At 40.6% G+C, this 17,451-nt stretch carries 17 protein-coding genes and 1 pseudogene; 16 read left to right on the top strand and 2 right to left on the bottom strand.

Annotated features, from left to right (window positions below):
- A partial coding sequence (locus O3611_RS08930; RefSeq protein ID WP_371608419.1) for an IS3 family transposase occupies window positions 1-729 on the top strand: 729 nt, incomplete at its 5' end.
- A 129-nt stretch (window positions 730-858) separates the two neighbouring features.
- On the opposite strand, the gene O3611_RS08935 is transcribed toward O3611_RS08930, so the two are convergent.
- The gene (locus O3611_RS08935) at window positions 859-987 is read right to left on the bottom strand and encodes a FanG protein (RefSeq protein ID WP_080979389.1); all 129 of its coding nucleotides are present in this window, start codon (window positions 985-987) and stop codon (window positions 859-861) included.
- Between the two features lie 28 nt (window positions 988-1,015).
- Here O3611_RS08935 and O3611_RS08940 point away from each other — a divergent pair, with 28 nt between their 5' ends.
- The 4 genes and pseudogenes from O3611_RS08940 (at window position 1,016) to O3611_RS08955 (ending at window position 4,687) form a co-directional block, all read left to right on the top strand.
- Complete coding sequence (locus O3611_RS08940; RefSeq protein WP_371608420.1) at window positions 1,016-1,630, top strand: CadD family cadmium resistance transporter; 615 nt, start codon at window positions 1,016-1,018, stop codon at window positions 1,628-1,630.
- Window positions 1,631-1,641: 11 nt separating this feature from the next.
- Entirely contained in the window at window positions 1,642-1,980 is a 339-nt protein-coding gene (gene cadX, locus O3611_RS08945) for a Cd(II)/Zn(II)-sensing metalloregulatory transcriptional regulator CadX (protein WP_049549049.1), read from the top strand.
- A 507-nt stretch (window positions 1,981-2,487) separates the two neighbouring features.
- The gene (gene rpmH / locus O3611_RS08950; protein WP_000831905.1) at window positions 2,488-2,622 is read left to right on the top strand and encodes a 50S ribosomal protein L34; all 135 of its coding nucleotides are present in this window, start codon (window positions 2,488-2,490) and stop codon (window positions 2,620-2,622) included.
- A gap of 111 nt (window positions 2,623-2,733) precedes the next feature.
- A pseudogene (locus O3611_RS08955) lies at window positions 2,734-4,687 on the top strand (peptide ABC transporter substrate-binding protein).
- Between the two features lie 292 nt (window positions 4,688-4,979).
- Here O3611_RS08955 and O3611_RS08960 read toward each other — a convergent pair.
- Window positions 4,980-6,824, bottom strand: coding sequence for an APC family permease (locus O3611_RS08960; RefSeq protein ID WP_075232266.1), 1,845 nt, complete (start codon window positions 6,822-6,824; stop codon window positions 4,980-4,982).
- 154 nt (window positions 6,825-6,978) lie between these two features.
- Here O3611_RS08960 and O3611_RS08965 point away from each other — a divergent pair, with 154 nt between their 5' ends.
- From O3611_RS08965 to O3611_RS09015, 11 genes are all read left to right on the top strand, one after another.
- Window positions 6,979-7,755, top strand: a complete 777-nt coding sequence (locus O3611_RS08965) for a TatD family hydrolase (RefSeq protein WP_371608421.1) — start codon at window positions 6,979-6,981, stop codon at window positions 7,753-7,755.
- The gene (gene rnmV, locus O3611_RS08970; RefSeq protein WP_371608422.1) at window positions 7,752-8,315 is read left to right on the top strand and encodes a ribonuclease M5; all 564 of its coding nucleotides are present in this window, start codon (window positions 7,752-7,754) and stop codon (window positions 8,313-8,315) included. The genes O3611_RS08965 and rnmV overlap by 4 nt, the downstream gene beginning before the upstream one ends.
- 131 nt (window positions 8,316-8,446) lie before the next feature.
- Window positions 8,447-9,874: an SseB family protein gene (locus O3611_RS08975; RefSeq protein WP_371608423.1), complete on the top strand. Its 1,428-nt coding sequence runs from the start codon at window positions 8,447-8,449 to the stop codon at window positions 9,872-9,874.
- 30 nt (window positions 9,875-9,904) lie between these two features.
- Window positions 9,905-10,777 carry a 16S rRNA (adenine(1518)-N(6)/adenine(1519)-N(6))-dimethyltransferase RsmA gene (gene rsmA, locus O3611_RS08980; RefSeq protein ID WP_075232258.1) on the top strand — a complete coding sequence of 291 codons (873 nt, stop codon included), beginning with the start codon at window positions 9,905-9,907 and terminating at the stop codon, window positions 10,775-10,777.
- A gap of 1 nt (window position 10,778) precedes the next feature.
- Window positions 10,779-11,657, top strand: a complete 879-nt coding sequence (rsgA, locus tag O3611_RS08985; RefSeq protein WP_075232271.1) for a ribosome small subunit-dependent GTPase A — start codon at window positions 10,779-10,781, stop codon at window positions 11,655-11,657.
- A 10-nt stretch (window positions 11,658-11,667) separates the two neighbouring features.
- Complete coding sequence (rpe, locus tag O3611_RS08990; RefSeq protein ID WP_075232257.1) at window positions 11,668-12,324, top strand: ribulose-phosphate 3-epimerase; 657 nt, start codon at window positions 11,668-11,670, stop codon at window positions 12,322-12,324.
- On the top strand, window positions 12,287-12,949 hold the full coding sequence (locus O3611_RS08995; protein ID WP_075232256.1) for a thiamine diphosphokinase: 663 nt from the start codon (window positions 12,287-12,289) through the stop codon (window positions 12,947-12,949). Before rpe ends, O3611_RS08995 begins: the two co-directional genes overlap by 38 nt.
- A gap of 1 nt (window position 12,950) precedes the next feature.
- Window positions 12,951-14,207 carry a DNA recombination protein RmuC gene (gene rmuC, locus O3611_RS09000; protein WP_075232255.1) on the top strand — a complete coding sequence of 419 codons (1,257 nt, stop codon included), beginning with the start codon at window positions 12,951-12,953 and terminating at the stop codon, window positions 14,205-14,207.
- Complete coding sequence (locus O3611_RS09005) at window positions 14,197-15,138, top strand: 3'-5' exoribonuclease YhaM family protein (protein WP_075232254.1); 942 nt, start codon at window positions 14,197-14,199, stop codon at window positions 15,136-15,138. Before rmuC ends, O3611_RS09005 begins: the two co-directional genes overlap by 11 nt.
- 102 nt (window positions 15,139-15,240) lie before the next feature.
- Window positions 15,241-16,065: a pur operon repressor gene (gene purR, locus O3611_RS09010; RefSeq protein ID WP_049528290.1), complete on the top strand. Its 825-nt coding sequence runs from the start codon at window positions 15,241-15,243 to the stop codon at window positions 16,063-16,065.
- A 72-nt stretch (window positions 16,066-16,137) separates the two neighbouring features.
- Window positions 16,138-17,391: a diaminopimelate decarboxylase gene (locus O3611_RS09015; RefSeq protein ID WP_049528287.1), complete on the top strand. Its 1,254-nt coding sequence runs from the start codon at window positions 16,138-16,140 to the stop codon at window positions 17,389-17,391.
- Window positions 17,392-17,451: the final 60 nt, after the last annotated feature.

The following is a 17,451-nucleotide window of genomic DNA, read 5'->3' on the forward strand; positions in this document are numbered from 1 at the left end:
CTTAAAGCTGAAATTCAATCCATTTTTATCGAACATAAGGGAAATTATGGTTATCGTCGGATTCATTTAGAACTAAGAAATCGTGGTTATCTGGTAAATCATAAAAGAGTTCAACGCTTGATGAAAGTACTCAATTTACAAGCTAAAATGCGACAGAAACGAAAATATTCTTCTCATAAAGGAGACGTTGGTAAGAAAGCAGATAACCTTATTCAACGCCAATTTGAAGCCGCCAAACCAATGGAAAAGTGCTACACAGATGTGACAGAATTTGCCATTCCAGCAAGCAGTCAAAAACTCTACTTATCACCAGTTTTAGATGGCTTTAATAGCGAAATTATCGCCTATAATCTTTCAACTTCACCAAACTTAGAACAAGTGGAAGCTATGTTAAACCAGGCCTTCACAGAGAAGTACTATGAGAATACGATTCTCCATAGTGACCAAGGATGGCAATACCAACACGATTTTTATCATCATTTTTTAAAGAATAAGGGAATCCAACCATCTATGTCACGTAAGGGGAATAGCCCAGATAACGGTATGATGGAATCTTTCTTTGGCATTCTTAAGACTGAAATGTTTTATGGTTATGAGAATACGTTTCAGTCACTTGAGCACTTGGAACAAGCTATTGTAGACTATATTGATTACTACAACAACAAACGAATTAAGGTAAAACTAAAAGGACTTAGTCCTGTACAATACAGAACTAAATCCTTTGCTTAAATTAATTGTCTAACTTTTTGGGATCAGTACATTTAAAGCGTTTTTTCTTTTTGCCAAATGCGATATGTTGCACTGTATTTCAATTCAAACTCTACCTTTTTCACTACCTTTTTTAGATAAATATATCATTTAGATATTGAAATTAAGCCCTGCTATCATTTCGATGGCAGAGCTTTTTAATGTTTGGTACACTACCTTCTTATCTATATTTTGATGGAGCTGAAGTTGACATCTACAAAGTTTAATGTTAAAATACATTCAAAAATATATTTGAATGAGGTGTTTTATGATTCAAAATGTTGTTACTTCAATAATCCTGTATTCTGGGACAGCCGTAGACTTACTTATTATCCTAATGTTATTTTTCGCCAAAAGAAAAAGCAGAAAAGACATCATTAACATCTATTTAGGACAATTTCTAGGCTCTGTTAGTCTAATATTGCTAAGTTTACTTTTTGCATTTGTCTTAAATTATATTCCTAGTAAAGAGATTTTAGGTTTGCTCGGTTTGATTCCAATTTTCCTAGGACTCAAAGTTTTGCTTTTAGGAGATTCTGATGGAGAAGCTATTGCAAAAGATGGTTTGCGCAAAGATAATAAAAACCTGATTTTTCTAGTCGCTATGATTACTTTTGCAAGTTGTGGTGCTGACAATATTGGTGTTTTTGTCCCATATTTTATTACCTTAAATTTAGCGAATTTGATAGTGGCTTTACTTACCTTTCTAGTCATGATTTATCTCTTGGTTTTTTCTGCCCAAAAATTGGCACAAGTCCCTTCTGTTGGAGAAACTTTGGAAAAATATAGCAGATGGTTTATTGCCGTTGTTTATTTAGGATTGGGGATGTATATCCTGATTGAAAACAACAGCTTTGACATGCTATGGACTATGTTAGGCTAGGAGAAAATATTATGAAAAAAGATAGTATCTGCCAAGTGAATATTATAAATCAACAAAATGTTACAACCGCAATGAACTACCTTGAAAAGGAAAAAGTCCAAAAATCACTTCGCATTTTAACAAAGTTTACCGATAATAAACAGATAAATATCATCTTTTATCTCCTTGCTGTTGAAGAACTCTGTGTCTGTGATATAGCCTGTTTACTAGATCTCAGTATGGCATCTGCCTCCCACCATCTTCGTAAACTAGCCAATCAAAACATCTTGGACACTAGAAGAGAGGGGAAAATTATATATTATTTTATAAAAGATGAGGAAATCAGAGATTTTTTTAATCAACTAGGATAACAACTATTTTTACGTCTAGAGCGTTTTTGTGTTGTTTAAGAAAAATAGATAGAGGTTTTAGCTAACTACACATATTAGTTTTTTTAAAAATGAGATTTAATCGATGATAACTAGAAAGGATTATTACTAAATATCTTGTTTATTGCCAATTAAAAGACGGTAGAATCGTCATCCTACGGTGTTGTTGCTTTTTAAATGCAAGAAGTGACAGAAGGAAAATATAGAAAGCACCTTTTACATTTAATAGGCAGGCGGAAGGGTTCAAGAGGAAAAACTTGGAACTTTGAGTGTACCAATTGGGTAAATTACTAGTACATTAGATATTTTATAGATTTCGAAAGTAAATTGGAAGGATTTTCAAATTATCCCCCCAGCAAAAAAGCTGGAAACATTTGCTAGAGCTATTGACAAATGCGAAAGAATCAGATAGAATAGTAAAGTATGTTTAGTAACTGATCACTTTATAGCCGGCTAAACGAATACAAAATCTATGAGGAGGTATTCATCGTGAAACGTACTTATCAACCAAGTAAACTACGTCGTGCGCGCAAACACGGATTCCGTAACCGTATGTCAACTAAAAACGGTCGTCGCGTATTGGCAGCTCGTCGTCGTAAAGGACGCAAAGTTTTGGCTGCATAATCCAAACGAATTCAACAAAGAAGTCAGTAGGAACTCGAGTCTACTGGCTTTTGTTTTGCTCTAAAATAATAGTTTGTATAAGCTTTCTATTTTTTCTATAATAGAATATTTATGAAAAAATCAAAAGCTCTCTTACTAGGGGCTGGAATTTTAAGTGCTAGCTTCTTGATGGTAGCTTGTAGCTCGACACAGTCAAATGCATCTGATAAAACCATTTGCTAGCAATCCAGATACACTAGACTACATTACTTCGACACGTGGCTCGACGTCTAGCATTACGACAAACTTGATTGATGGACTGTTGGAAAATGATAAGTATAGCAATCTGGTTCCTTCCATGGCTGAATCATGGACAGTATCAAAAGATGGTTTGACCTATACCTATAAAATCCGTCAAGGTGTCAAGTGGCATACCTCTGAAGGGGAAGAATATGCTGAAGTAACAGCTCATGACTTTGTGACAGGTCTCAAGTATGCGGCGGATAAAAAGGCAGAAAACTTGTACTTGGTGTAAGACTCTATCAAAGGTTTGGCGGACTATGTTGAGGGGCAATCATCAGACTTTGAGATTGTTGGTATCAAGGCAGTCGATGACTATACTCTCCAATAAACCTTGAACAAGCCTGAGTCCTACTGGAATTCTAAGACAACTGGGGGAATTTTGAGTCCTGTCAATGAAGCCTTTTTGAAATCCAAGGGAGATGAATTTGGAAGTGTAACTCCATCTAGTATCCTGTCAAATGGGCCTTACTTATTTAAATCATTCACATCAAAATCTTTAATTGAGTTTGAAAAGAATCCTAATTACTGGGACAAGGACAATGTGAAGATTGAGAAAGTAAAACTTTCCTTCTATGATGGTTCAGATCAAGACAGTTTGGCTAGAGGATTCTTGGAAGGCAACTATACAGACGGGCGTATCTTCCCAACAAGCTCAGTCTTTGACCAGCTGAAAAAAGGGAATGAGGACAAGATTACTTATACTCCTCAAAACGCTATAACCTTCTACTATCTCTTCAATGTCAATCGTCAAAGCTACAAGCAAACCATGAAACAGACGGACAAAGAAAAGACGGATTCTCGTCTGGCTATGCAAAATAAAGACTTCCGTCAAGCTATTAACTTTGCCTTTGACCGTCATGCCTATGCTGCGCAGACGAATGGAGAAGATGGGGCTGATAGAATCCTTAGAAACACAGTCACACCAAGTAACTTTGTTCAAATCGGTGGCAAAAACTTTGGAGATGCTGTCAATGAAAAGATGGTCAACTATGGTACAGAGTGGTCAAATATCAATCTGAATGATGCTCAAGCTGCTTTCTTGGATCCTGAAAAAGCCAAGGCTGAAAAAGCCAAGGCTAAAGATAGTTTGCAAGCAGAAGGCGTGACCTTCCCTATCCACTTGGACATGTTGGTAGACCAAACTGCTAAGTTGGACGTTCAGCAGGCAAGCTCCTTTAAACAGACCGTTGAAGCAACGCTTGGTTCAGATAATGTTGTGATTGATATCATTCAATTGTCTCCAGATGAGAAAGACAATGCAACCTTCTTTGCTGATACAGCTGAACAAAAGGACTATGACATCGACATCTCAGGTTGGAGCGGAGATTACTCTGATCCTAAGACCTATCTTGACCTCTTGGATCCAGACTCTGGTTCTCAGTTGAAAAATCTTGGCTTGACTCCAGGAAAAGACAATGATATCAAGGAAAAACTCGGTCTAGCTACCTACAAGGAGTTGTTGGATGCGGCAGATAAAGAGAATGAAAATACGCAAACACGTTATGAAAAATTTGCCGAAGTTCAAGCTTGGTTGACAGATAGTGCCCTCTTCCTACCAGTTCAAAGTGGAGGAGCTAATCCTATCTTCCGTAAGACAGTTCCGTTTACAGGTGCCTTCTCGTTTGTTGGGCACAAAGGAGATGCGGATAATTACAAATACCTTGAATTGCAAAAGGAACCAGTGACTGCTAAACAGTATCAAGAACTTTATGAAAAATGGCAAAAAGAAAAAGCGGAGTCAAATAAAAAAGCCCAAGAAGATTTGGCTAACCACGTTCGATAGAAGAAGGTTATCAATAAAATTTTAATACTCTTCGAAAATCTCTTCAAACTGCGTCAACGTCGCCTTGCCGTAGGTAGTATGGTTACTGACTTCGTCAGTTCTATCCACAACCTCAAAACAGTGTTTTGAGCTGACTTCGTCAGTTTCATCTACAACCTCAAAGCAGTGCTTTGAGCAGCCTGCGGCTAGTTTCCTAGTTTGCTCTTTGATTTTCATTGAGTATAAGTCTAATTTTAGGACTAGATTCAGAAAAAAGGCATTACCAGAAGCTTATTCTGGTAATGCCTTTTCTTTATTCTTTCAAATGATAAGAGTAGCTGGCAACGACGACATCTTCGTGCCATCTGAGAGCATATTTTAATTTGAGGCTCATTTGATTGTGTAGGATATTTTGCCAAGGTTTGTTAGGGATAAATTGGGGTACTAGAACTGTAACTGTGTAGTTCTTTTTCTTGGCTTCTTGAGAGATTTTTCGAACATAGCGAACTGTAGGTGTGATGATATCGCGATAGCTAGTATTAATATTCTTTAAGGTAATATTTGGGAAATAGTCGGCAAATTCGTGGAGAATTTCTTGGTCTTTTTCCTCAGTTTCCTTGGTGGAAATGTGCATCGCCAAAACCTCATCTCCAATACTTTGAGCATAGTTAATCGCTCCAACGCTGACTCGAGTAACATTTCCTACTAAGACAAGGACGACATTGCCATCGTAGGCTTTCTTTTGAATTCCTTCATAAAGTCGAAGTTGTTTGGCCACTTTTTGGTAATGACTGTGGATGGACAAAAAGAGGAAGGTTAAGACTAGGATAATTGGGAAGAAGGGCCAGATATCTCCAAGTCTGAAGAAGAGTAAGATAAGAACGATGGCATAACAAATGATGGCACCTAGGATATTTGCAAAGGCAGATTTTAAGAAATGAGAGCCTTTTTCTTTTTTCCAGTGGCGAATCATCCCTGTTTGAGAAAGTGCGAAAGGTACGAAAACTCCAATAGTATAAAGAGGAATCAAGCGTTCTGTATTTCCGTTGAAAATGAGCAGAAGGATCATAGCGCCAAAGGCTAAGGTCAAAATACCGTTTGAATAACCCAGGCGGTCTCCCTTTTCCATAAAGAGATGGGGCATGTATTTGTTCTTAGCCATATTGTATGCCAACATCGGGAAGGCAGAAAAACCAGTATTTGCAGCTACGGCTAGGATTAGGGCAGTTGAGAATTGGAAGAGATAATAAACAATCTGACCGAGAGCTGAATCCCCTAAAATTCCTTTAGCCATTTGTGAGAGGATTGTTTCTCCGTGTTGAGGTGTAATCCCCATCCAGTAGTTTAGGAAGGTAATTCCTGCAAAGAGAAAACCAAGAATCAGAGACATGATGGTCAGTGTTTGAGCTGCATTCTTCTCTTTGGGAGTTTTGAAAAATGGAACGGCATTTGAGATAGCTTCAACCCCTGTTAGTGAAGCTGAACCGCTGGTGAAGGCTCTTAAAATCAGGACGATTGAGAGACTTGGGACAGTTTGACCAATTGCAGAAGTTGCATGATAGCTGAGAGAACCTGTCAATAGTTGGAAGATACCAAACAATAAGAGGAAGACCGTGCTAAAGATAAAGAGATAGACAGGGATCATCAGAGAACTGGCAGATTCCTTCAAGCCACGCAGATTCAAAAGCATGAGCAAACATACTAGAAAAATGGAGATATGGAGATTGTAGGGATGGAGTGCAGGAAGTGCTGCTGTGATCGCATCAGCTCCTGCGGCCACGGATACGGCTACTGTTAGCATATAGTCAACAAGCAAGCTTCCACCGGCAATCAAACCGAGCTCAGGAGAAAGATTTTCTCGTGTTACCATGTAGGCACCCCCACCTTGAGGGTAGGCGTGAATGATTTGTCGGTAAGAAATGGTTAGACTAGCAAGTAGCAAGAGGACAAAAATGCCGATAGGGAGACTCCACCAAATAGCAAGCGGAGATAGACTAGCCAAGACAAGAACGACCTGCTCAGGTCCATAAGCAATAGAAGATAGGGCATCACTTGAAAGCATTGCAAGTGCCTGTGTTTTTCCAAGTAGTCCTCCCTCGCCTTCAGTCAAGGACTTAAGAGGACGACCAATAAAGGTATATTTTAATTTTGTAAACATTTTCTTTCCTTTTCCGAAAATTTCAACAAGAGCTATTATACTGCTATGAAAATAAGCAGTCAAGAAAAAATGAATGATTTCAAAATATTTTTTCCTATAAGAATGAGACTAGTTTTTTGGTATAATAGAAGGTAGAAAAAACGAGGGAATATAAATGATTTTTGATACACATACCCACTTGAATGTGGAAGAATTTTCAGGAAGAGAAGCAGAAGAAATAGCCTTAGCAGCTGAAATGGGTGTGACTCGGATGAATATTGTTGGTTTTGACAAACCGACTATTGAGCTTGCCTTGGAATTGGTGGAAGAATATGACCAACTTTATGCGACGATTGGTTGGCATCCGACAGAAGCAGGGACTTATACAGAAGACGTTGAGAAATACCTGTTGGACAAGCTCAAACATCCTAAAGTGGTTGCCTTGGGTGAGATTGGTTTGGACTATCACTGGATGACAGCCCCTAAAGAAGTGCAGGAGCAAGTTTTCCGTCGTCAGATTCAGCTATCTAAGGAACTGGACTTGCCTTTTGTGGTCCATACCCGTGATGCGCTAGAAGATACCTATGAAATTATCAAAAGTGAGGGAGTCGGTCCCCGTGGTGGCATCATGCACTCCTTCTCAGGTTCTCTGGAATGGGCTGAAAAGTTTGTGGAGTTAGGTATGACCATTTCATTTTCCGGAGTTGTGACCTTTAAAAAAGCGACAGACATTCAGGAAGCAGCCAAAGAATTGCCTTTGGATAAGATTTTAGTAGAGACAGATGCGCCTTATTTAGCCCCAGTACCCAAGCGTGGTCGTGAAAACAAGACAGCTTACACACGCTATGTAGTGGACTTTATTGCAGATTTGCGTGGCATGACAACAGAAGAATTAGCTGCTGCGACAAGTGCAAATGCGGAACGAATTTTTGGACTGGAAAGTAAATTATGAAAAAGAAAATTTCCCAAGTCATCGTAGTCGAAGGGCGTGATGATACGGCCAATCTCAAACGTTATTTTGATGTGGAGACCTATGAGACTCGTGGCTCTGCTATCAATGAGCAAGATCTTGAACGAATCCAACGTCTACACCAACATCATGGGGTGATTGTCTTTACAGATCCTGACTTTAATGGGGAACGCATTCGTCGTTTGATTATGACGACCATTCCAACAGTGCAACACGCCTTTCTCAAACGTGATGAGGCAGTTCCTAAGTCCAAGACCAAGGGACGTTCTCTAGGAATCGAACATGCCAGTTATGAAGACTTGAAAACAGCGCTGGAACAAGTCACAGAGCAATTTGAAGCGGAAAGTGATTTTGACATTAGCCGTAGTGACTTGATTCGATTGGGATTTTTGGCTGGATCAGATAGTCGAAAACGTAGAGAATATCTAGGGGAGAATCTTCGTATCGGTTATTCCAATGGGAAACAACTTCTCAAGCGTTTAGAATTATTTGGCATCAGTTTAGCTGAAGTTGAAGATGCCATGAAATCGTATGAGGATTGAGAAACCGTCCCAAAATGTAGGGGAATATGATACAATAGAAGTAAGCATATACGGTTTAATCAGGCTTGATAGCAAGCATTAGAAAAGTGCTCCACGGGATTAGCCTTGTGTGGAGTTAATGAGGAAAAGTTATGGGAATCTTTGATTTTTTAAAAAAGACGGAAACTGCAGAGGCAACTGAAATAACTGAAGCACAGAAAGAAAGAGATGATTCTAAAAACGATGCATGTGTGGGAGTTTTGGATTTGTTCCCGATGAAGGAAACGAATCAATTATTGATTGTTGGGAGTCTAGAAGGAAGTCTCAAGGTTGGGGATCAGTTGCAATTTTGCAATCCTGACCAAGGAATGGACGTTCTTGGTACTGTAGAGGTTAAAAAACTCAGCAGTCAAAATAAGGATGCAGATAGTCTTACTGATGAAGTTCTCGCGCATCTTGTGGTTGATAGGGTTCCTTCTCTTGATAAACTGAAAAAAGGAAGTGTGCTCTTTAGTTCGGGTGTCGAGGAAGAGCAAAAATTATCTAGCTATTCAGATGCTCTTTATCGTGCTTTTGTAGCCATCCAAGAAGGTCAATTGACTAATGAAGACTATTTGGCAGCTAGCCTTGATGATAGCGTAGAGATTTTACGCCTCTTTTTATGGAAATGCCGTCAAAATCAGGAAACTGAAAGTGAAGAAAGCTATCAAGCTAACACCCGCAAGTTGGAGCGTCTAGCAGAAATTGTCAAGGATAAGTTGTTAGCAGCAGATTCAGTTTATGCAGTTTTTTCAGAAAAAACAGGTGAACCCTATCTTTTCTCAACTACCTATGACAGGGGAGAAGAGGGGTATCTCTGTACGGATCCCATGATTATGCTTTTGACGCCATCTTGGTATCGCCAATTCAAGGAAACCATTGATAGTCGACCAAACTCTGTCGTAAAACTGATTGAAAATACGGAAGATAAAAAAGGGATTGAGAATTTCCTTGGAACAGCCTTTTACTTAAATGGTGCCTTGGGAGCAATCTTTAATTCCAAGGAAGTTAGCATCAGTGCCTCAGCCTTGGTCCAAAAACCAGATTTTTCTGATTTGCCAGAAATACAAGTGCCTGTCATGAATCCTGACCTGGTAAGGTGGATGCTCCTGATGGGACAGATGGATCAACCGACTACAGAAGAGCAAGAACTAGTTTATGGGCTTTACTACAAGTTCTTCTCTATGGCTATGCCTAAAGCAAAATTCTTGCTTCCATTAGATGCAGCATCAGGATTCCCAGAGGATAATTCAGAAGGGAATTCCTTTGTTTTGGAAAAAGATGCAAACTTTAATATTCCCGTTAGAGAGGGAAAAGATGGACGAAATTCCGTCCCAGTCTTTACCGATTGGAAACGTCTGAGAATGGTCTTTGATGAAAAGTGGAATGGCATGATTGAAGAAGCTGGAGGCATGATTGAAGGCTTTGACTATGCCATAAACCCAACAGAATACTATGAAGCAGGTGCTTATGTTAGTCTAACAGCTTTTAAAGACATGCAAAAGCTTAGTGAAGAACAAGAAGGAAGAACTCAAGATTAGAAAGTTCTTTAATATTAGAAAAGAGAATAAATGAGAATTGCAGATTATAGCGTGACCAAGGCAGTACTGGAGCGTCACGGTTTCACCTTTAAAAAATCCTTCGGGCAAAATTTCTTGACCGATACCAATATCCTCCAAAAAATTGTGGATACGGCTGAAGTTGATGACCAGGTCAATGTTATTGAAATTGGTCCAGGAATTGGTGCCTTGACGGAATTTTTGGCTGAGCGTGCTGCAGAAGTTATGGCCTTTGAGATTGACCACCGTTTGGTGCCAATCCTAGCAGATACCCTGCGTGATTTTGACAATGTGACCGTAGTTAACGAAGATATTCTAAAGGTTGACTTGGTCCAGCATATCCAAAATTTTAAAAATCCTGACTTACCAATTAAGGTAGTAGCTAACTTGCCTTACTATATCACAACTCCTATTCTCATGCACTTGATTGAAAGTGGCATTCCTTTTAGTGAGTTTGTGGTGATGATGCAAAAAGAAGTGGCAGATCGTATTTCTGCTCAACCAAATACCAAGGCATACGGAAGTTTATCGATTGCAGTTCAGTATTACATGACAGCTAAGGTTGCCTTTATCGTGCCTCGTACAGTCTTTGTCCCAGCGCCAAATGTGGACTCAGCTATCCTGAAAATGGTACGCCGTCCAGAACCGGCGGTTGCGGTCGAAGATGAGAACTTCTTCTTTAAGGTTTCCAAGGCTAGTTTCACTCATCGTCGCAAGACCTTGTGGAACAACTTGACTGGTTACTTTGGGAAAACTGAGGAAATCAAGGATAAGCTGACCAAGGCTTTGGACCAGGCAGGCTTGTCACCAAGTATACGTGGTGAAGCTCTTGGCTTAGAAGAATTTGCTAGTCTAGCAGATGCGCTTAAAGGACAAGGACTCTAAGATGCAGGGACAAATCATTAAAGCCTTGGCTGGCTTCTACTATGTGGAGAGTGAGGACCAGGTTTATCAAACACGCGCTCGTGGGAATTTTCGAAAAAAAGGCCATACGCCCTATGTTGGAGATTGGGTAGATTTTTCTGCGGAGGAAAATTCCGAGGGTTATATCCTCAAGATTCACGAACGAAAAAATAGTCTGGTTCGTCCACCCATTGTCAATATTGACCAAGCCGTTGTCATTATGTCCGTTAAAGAACCTGACTTTAATAGCAACTTGCTGGATCGCTTCTTGGTTCTTTTAGAGCACAAGGGCATTCATCCCATCGTCTATATTTCCAAAATGGATTTGTTGGAAGATAGAGGAGAACTGGATTTTTATGAACAGACTTATGGTGATATCGGCTACGACTTTGTGACCAGTAAAGAGGGACTCCTTCCTTTGTTAACAGGCAAGGTTACAGTCTTTATGGGGCAAACAGGTGTTGGGAAGTCAACCCTTCTTAATAAAATTGCACCTGACCTCAATCTCGAAACAGGAGAAATCTCAGACAGTCTGGGTCGTGGTCGCCATACTACTCGAGCTGTTAGTTTTTACAATCTCAATGGTGGGAAAATCGCAGACACGCCAGGATTTTCATCGCTGGATTATGAAGTGACAACAGCAGAAGACCTTAATCAGGCCTTTCCAGAAATTGCTTCTGTTAGCCGAGACTGCAAGTTCCGTACTTGTACTCATACCCATGAGCCATCTTGCGCAGTCAAACCAGCAGTAGAAGAGGGGATTATTGCTACCTTCCGTTTTGACAACTATTTGCAATTCCTCAGTGAGATTGAAAATCGTAGAGAAACCTATAAAAAAGTCAGCAAAAAAATACCAAAATAAGGAGAAACCTATGTCTCAATACAAGATTGCTCCGTCAATTCTGGCAGCAGATTATGCCAACTTTGAACGTGAAATTAAACGCCTAGAAGAAACTGGGGCAGAATATGCCCATATCGATATCATGGATGGTCACTTTGTGCCACAAATCAGCTTTGGTGCAGGTGTGGTCGAAAGCCTTCGCCCCCATAGCAAGATGGTTTTTGATTGCCACTTGATGGTCTCTAATCCTGAACACCATCTAGAAGATTTTGTGCGTGCAGGGGCGGATATCATCAGCATTCACGTAGAGGCAACACCTCATATCCATGGCGCTCTTCAAAAGATTCGTTCTCTCGGTGTTAAACCTTCGGTTGTTATCAATCCTGGAACACCTGTTGAGGTTATCAAGCACGTGCTTCACTTAGTTGATCAAGTCTTGGTCATGACGGTTAACCCTGGATTTGGTGGACAAGCCTTTTTGCCAGAAACCATGGATAAGATTCGTGAGTTGGTGACCCTTCGCGAGGAAAAAGATTTGAACTTTGAAATTGAAGTCGATGGCGGGATTGATGATAAAACGATTGCTCAAGCCAAGGAAGCTGGTGCAACAGTTTTTGTAGCAGGATCTTATGTCTTTAAGGGAGATGTCAATGAACGAGTGCAAGCTCTCCGAAAACAACTGGACTAAAGTTGCAGTTTTTGCTGGTGGAGACTGTGGACATTATAGGATAGATTTTGATTGCTTTGTCGGTGTGGACCGTGGCTCACTCTGGGTACTGGAGGAAGAACTTCCTCTTACTATAGCCGTTGGGGATTTTGATTCTGTGACTGTAGAAGAACGTCAGTTGATTCAAAAGCGTGCTCATCACTTTGTCCAAGCCCAGCCAGAAAAAGATGATACGGATCTGGAATTAGCACTTTTAACGGTTTTTGAAAAGGATCCTCAAGCTCGAGTGACCATTTTTGGTGCCCTAGGTGGTCGCATCGACCATATGCTGGCCAATGTCTTTCTGCCTAGCAATCCTAAATTGGCGCCCTATATGCGTCAAATAGAGATTGAGGATGGGCAAAATTTGATTAGCTATTGCCCAGAAGGGACCAGTCAGCTAGAACCACGTTCGGACTATGATTATTTGGCCTTTATGCCTGTGAGGGATAGTCGTTTGACAATACTCGGTGCCAAGTATGAACTGACAGAGGAGAATTTTTTCTTTAAGAAAGTTTACGCTTCTAACGAATATATAGATAGGGAAGTGTCAGTGACTTGCCCAGATGGCTATGTGGTTGTCTTGCATAGCAAGGACAGGAGGTAGGATGGAGATTGTATTACTACTGTTATTAATTGCTAACCTAGCCGGGCTTTTTCTGATTTGGCAAAGGCAGGACAAGCAGGAGCAATATTTGACCAAGAGTTTAGAAGATCAGGCAGATAATCTCTCAGACCAGCTGGATTATCGCTTTGAACAAGCTCGACAAGCTAGTCAGATTGATCAAAAAAATCTTGAAGTGGCTGTCAGTGATCGCTTGCAGGAAGTGCGTATCGAATTGCATCAGGGTCTGACTCAGGTTCGGCAGGAAATGAATGAGAACCTCCTCCAAACCAGAGATAAGACCGACCAACGTCTCCAAGCCTTGCAGGAATCAAATGAGCAACGCTTGGAACAGATGCGCCAAACAGTCGAGGAAAAGTTAGAAAAGACCTTGCAAACTCGCTTGCAAGCATCCTTCGAGACGGTTTCTAAACAACTGGAATCTGTCAATCGAGGTCTGGGTGAAATGCAGACGGTTGCGCGAGATGTCGGTGCGCTTAATAAAGTCCTTTCTGGAACCAAGACCCGAGGAATTCTAGGTGAATTACAACTGGGGCAGATTATTGAAGACATCATGACACCTGCCCAGTATGAACGAGAATTTGCAACGGTTGAAAACTCTAGTGAACGTGTGGAATACGCCATCAAGTTACCTGGGCAAGGTGACCAGGAATATGTTTATCTACCGATTGATTCTAAGTTTCCCCTGGCGGATTATTACCGTCTGGAAGAAGCCTATGCAGCAGGTGATAAGGATGAAATCGAACGCTGCCGTAAGTCTCTCTTAGCAAGTGTCAAGCGTTTTGCCAAGGATATCAAGAGTAAGTACCTGGCGCCACCTCGGACAACTAATTTTGGAGTCTTATTTGTTCCGACAGAAGGTCTCTATTCGGAAATCGTTCGCAATCCGATTTTCTTTGATGATTTGAGACGGGAGGAACAGATTATTGTTGCAGGTCCAAGTACCTTGTCGGCTCTTCTTAACTCCTTATCAGTTGGCTTCAAGACTCTCAATATCCAAAAGAGTGCTGACCATATCAGTAAAACCCTAGCTAGTGTCAAAACAGAATTTGGCAAGTTTGGAGGTATTCTGGTCAAGGCACAAAAACATCTCCAACATGCCTCTGGCAATATTGATGATTTATTAAACCGTCGTACTACAGCTATCGAGCGAACGCTTCGTCACATTGAGTTATCAGAAGGTGAGCCTGCGCTTGATTTGCTACAATTCCAAGAAGATGAGGAAGAATATGAAGATTAGTCACATGAAGAAAGATGAGCTTTTTGAAGGCTTTTACCTGATCAAGTCAGCTGACCTGAGACAGACACGTGCTGGGAAAAACTACCTAGCCTTCACCTTCCAAGATGATAGTGGAGAAATCGAAGGGAAGCTCTGGGATGCTCAACCCCACAATGTTGAAACCTTTACAGCAGGGAAAGTAGTCCATATGCAAGGTCGTCGTGAAGTGTACAACAATACGCCTCAGGTTAATCAAATCACCCTTCGCTTACCACAACCTGGCGAACCAAATGACCCAGCTGACTTCAAGGTTAAATCTCCAGTAGATGCCAAAGAGATTCGTGAGTATATGGCGCAGATGATTTTTAAAATTGAAAATCCAATTTGGCAGCGAATTGTTCGGAATCTCTACACCAAGTATGACAAGGAATTCTACTCTTATCCAGCTGCTAAGACCAACCATCATGCTTTTGAAACAGGTCTTGCTTATCATACTGCCACTATGGTTCGTTTGGCAGAAGCAATTGCAGATATTTATCCTCAGCTCAATAAGAGCTTGCTCTATGCGGGAATTATGTTGCACGACCTTGCCAAGGTTATTGAGTTGACAGGTCCTGACCAGACAGAGTACACAGTAAGAGGAAACCTTATCGGTCATATCGCTCTGATTGATAGCGAAATTACCAAAGCGGTAATGGAACTTGGCATTGATGATACCAGAGAAGAGGTTGTACTTCTTCGCCATGTCATTCTCAGTCATCATGGTCTCCTTGAGTATGGTAGTCCAGTTCGTCCTCGAGTGATGGAAGCAGAAATTATTCATATGATTGATAATTTGGATGCCAGCATGATGATGATGACAACAGCTCTGGCCCTTGTTGATAAGGGAGAAATGACCAATAAAGTATTTGCTATGGACAATCGTTCCTTCTACAAGCCAAAATTAGACTAGAAACTAAAAAAATGAACTTTATTTAGGCAATAAAGTTCGTTTTTTTGCTTTAGTGTGATATAATGAGAAAAAGACTAAATAAAAAAGAATGGTAAAAATATAATGAAATTAAGAAGAAGTGATCGGATGGTTGTCATTTCCAATTACTTGATTAACAATCCATACAAATTAACCAGTCTCAACACCTTTGCGGAAAAGTATGAATCTGCCAAATCGTCTATTTCTGAAGATATCGTCATCATTAAACGTGCTTTCGAAGAAATTGAAATCGGTCATATTCAAACGGTGACAGGTGCTGGTGGTGGTGTTATTTTTACACCATCGATCTCTACTCTTGAGTCTAAAACGATTATCGAAGAGCTTCGTGATAAACTTTCAGAGAGTGACCGCATTCTGCCAGGTGGCTACATTTATTTATCTGACCTATTGAGCACTCCAGCTATTTTGAAAAATATCGGTCGCATTATTGCTAAGAGCTTTATGGATCAGAAGATTGATGCCGTTATGACTGTTGCGACCAAAGGGGTTCCGCTCGCAAATGCAGTAGCAAATGTCCTCAACGTACCATTTGTCATTGTCCGTCGCGACTTGAAAATCACTGAGGGTTCAACTGTTAGTGTCAACTATGTTTCAGGTTCTAGTGATCGTATCGAAAAGATGTTCCTTTCAAAACGTAGCCTCAAAGCAGGAAGTCGTGTCTTGATCGTCGATGACTTCTTGAAGGGTGGAGGAACCATTAACGGGATGATTAGCCTCTTGTCTGAGTTTGATTCAGAGTTGGCTGGTGTAGCTGTCTTTGCTGATAATGCACAGGAAGACCGTGAACAACAGTTCGACTACAAGTCACTCTTGAGAGTCACGAACATTGATGTGAAGAACCAACAAATTGCTGTTGAAGTTGGAAATATCTTCGATACAGAAAAATAAGAATTGACTTGAAATACAAAGGTTGGAACTTTCGTCCCAGCCTTTCTTTGATAATGAATATGAAGGAGTCCTATGAAAACACCATTTATTAAACGTGATGCCTTAGAAAAGATTGTTGAGGAGTTTCCAACCCCATTCCATCTTTACGATGAAAAAGGGATTCGTGAGAAAGCACGCGCAGTAAACAAGGCCTTTTCTTGGAATAAGGGCTTTAAAGAATACTTCGCAGTTAAAGCAACCCCAACACCAGCTATCTTGAAGATTTTGCAAGAAGAAGGATGTGGAGTGGATTGTTCTAGTTATGTAGAACTCTTAATGAGTCACAAGCTTGGGTTTACAGGGGCGGATATGATGTTTTCATCTAATAACACCCCAGATAGAGAGTATGCTTATGCTCGTGAATTAGGTGCGACGATTAATTTAGATGCCTTTGAAGATATCGAGCATTTGGAACGTGCAGCAGGCATCCCAGAAATCATCTCTTGCCGTTACAATCCTGGTGGCGTATTTGAACTGGGCACGGACATTATGGATAATCCTGGTGAAGCTAAGTTCGGGATGACTAAGGAACAGCTTTTTGAAGCCTTTGCCATCTTGAAAGAAAAGGGAGCTAAAACCTTTGGGATTCATTCCTTCCTAGCGTCAAATACAGTGACCCATCTCTACTATCCAGAATTAGCACGTCAGCTTTTTGAGTTAGCGGTAGAAATCAAGGAAAAGTTAGGTATTTCACTGGACTTTATCAATCTTTCTGGAGGTATCGGGGTTAACTATCGCCCAGATCAAGAACCTAATGACATCGCTTTGATTGGTGAGGGAGTTCGTCAGGTTTATGAAGAGGTTTTGACACCAGCAGGCCTTGGTCAAGTTAAGATTTTTACAGAACTAGGACGTTTCATGTTGGCACCTCATGGCATTCTCGTCACAAAAGTTACTCATAAAAAGAAAACCTACCGTACTTATCTAGGAGTAGATGCGTCAGCTGTCAATCTTATGAGACCGGCTATGTACGGTGCTTACCATCATATTACTAATATGATGCATCCTGATGGTCAGACTGAAGTAGTTGATGTTGTTGGCTCTCTTTGTGAAAACAACGATAAGTTTGCAGTTAATCGTGAACTACCTCAAACAGAAATTGGTGATTTGTTAGTCATTCATGATACAGGTGCGCATGGCTTCTCTATGGGCTACCAGTACAATGCCAAGCTTCGTTCGGCAGAAATTCTCTATACAGAGGACGGTGGAGCACGCTTGATCCGCCGAGCAGAGCGACCAGAGGATTATTTTGCGACTCTCTATGGGTTTGATTTTGACAAGGATTAATAAATATTTTGAAAATCATGAAAGTTGAAAGTGAAAAACAGATTGTTTTCTAAAAAATAG

The sequence above is a fragment of the Streptococcus sp. 27098_8_91 genome (genome assembly GCF_041432385.1).
Classification (GTDB): domain Bacteria; phylum Bacillota; class Bacilli; order Lactobacillales; family Streptococcaceae; genus Streptococcus.

What these genes read in the sequence shown, in the direction of transcription:
- O3611_RS08935 (WP_080979389.1), bottom strand. Translation starts at nt 987, where the DNA reads ATGTATTTTAACATTAAACTTTGTAGATGTCAACTTCAGCTCCATCAA.
- purR (WP_049528290.1), top strand. Translation starts at nt 15,241, where the DNA reads ATGAAATTAAGAAGAAGTGATCGGATGGTTGTCATTTCCAATTACTTG.
- rsmA (WP_075232258.1), top strand. Translation starts at nt 9,905, where the DNA reads ATGAGAATTGCAGATTATAGCGTGACCAAGGCAGTACTGGAGCGTCAC.
- rpe (WP_075232257.1), top strand. Translation starts at nt 11,668, where the DNA reads ATGTCTCAATACAAGATTGCTCCGTCAATTCTGGCAGCAGATTATGCC.
- rmuC (WP_075232255.1), top strand. Translation starts at nt 12,951, where the DNA reads ATGGAGATTGTATTACTACTGTTATTAATTGCTAACCTAGCCGGGCTT.
- rnmV (WP_371608422.1), top strand. Translation starts at nt 7,752, where the DNA reads ATGAAAAAGAAAATTTCCCAAGTCATCGTAGTCGAAGGGCGTGATGAT.
- cadX (WP_049549049.1), top strand. Translation starts at nt 1,642, where the DNA reads ATGAAAAAAGATAGTATCTGCCAAGTGAATATTATAAATCAACAAAAT.
- O3611_RS08960 (WP_075232266.1), bottom strand. Translation starts at nt 6,824, where the DNA reads ATGTTTACAAAATTAAAATATACCTTTATTGGTCGTCCTCTTAAGTCC.
- O3611_RS09005 (WP_075232254.1), top strand. Translation starts at nt 14,197, where the DNA reads ATGAAGATTAGTCACATGAAGAAAGATGAGCTTTTTGAAGGCTTTTAC.
- O3611_RS08940 (WP_371608420.1), top strand. Translation starts at nt 1,016, where the DNA reads ATGATTCAAAATGTTGTTACTTCAATAATCCTGTATTCTGGGACAGCC.
- O3611_RS08995 (WP_075232256.1), top strand. Translation starts at nt 12,287, where the DNA reads ATGAACGAGTGCAAGCTCTCCGAAAACAACTGGACTAAAGTTGCAGTT.
- O3611_RS08975 (WP_371608423.1), top strand. Translation starts at nt 8,447, where the DNA reads ATGGGAATCTTTGATTTTTTAAAAAAGACGGAAACTGCAGAGGCAACT.
- O3611_RS08965 (WP_371608421.1), top strand. Translation starts at nt 6,979, where the DNA reads ATGATTTTTGATACACATACCCACTTGAATGTGGAAGAATTTTCAGGA.
- rsgA (WP_075232271.1), top strand. Translation starts at nt 10,779, where the DNA reads ATGCAGGGACAAATCATTAAAGCCTTGGCTGGCTTCTACTATGTGGAG.
- O3611_RS09015 (WP_049528287.1), top strand. Translation starts at nt 16,138, where the DNA reads ATGAAAACACCATTTATTAAACGTGATGCCTTAGAAAAGATTGTTGAG.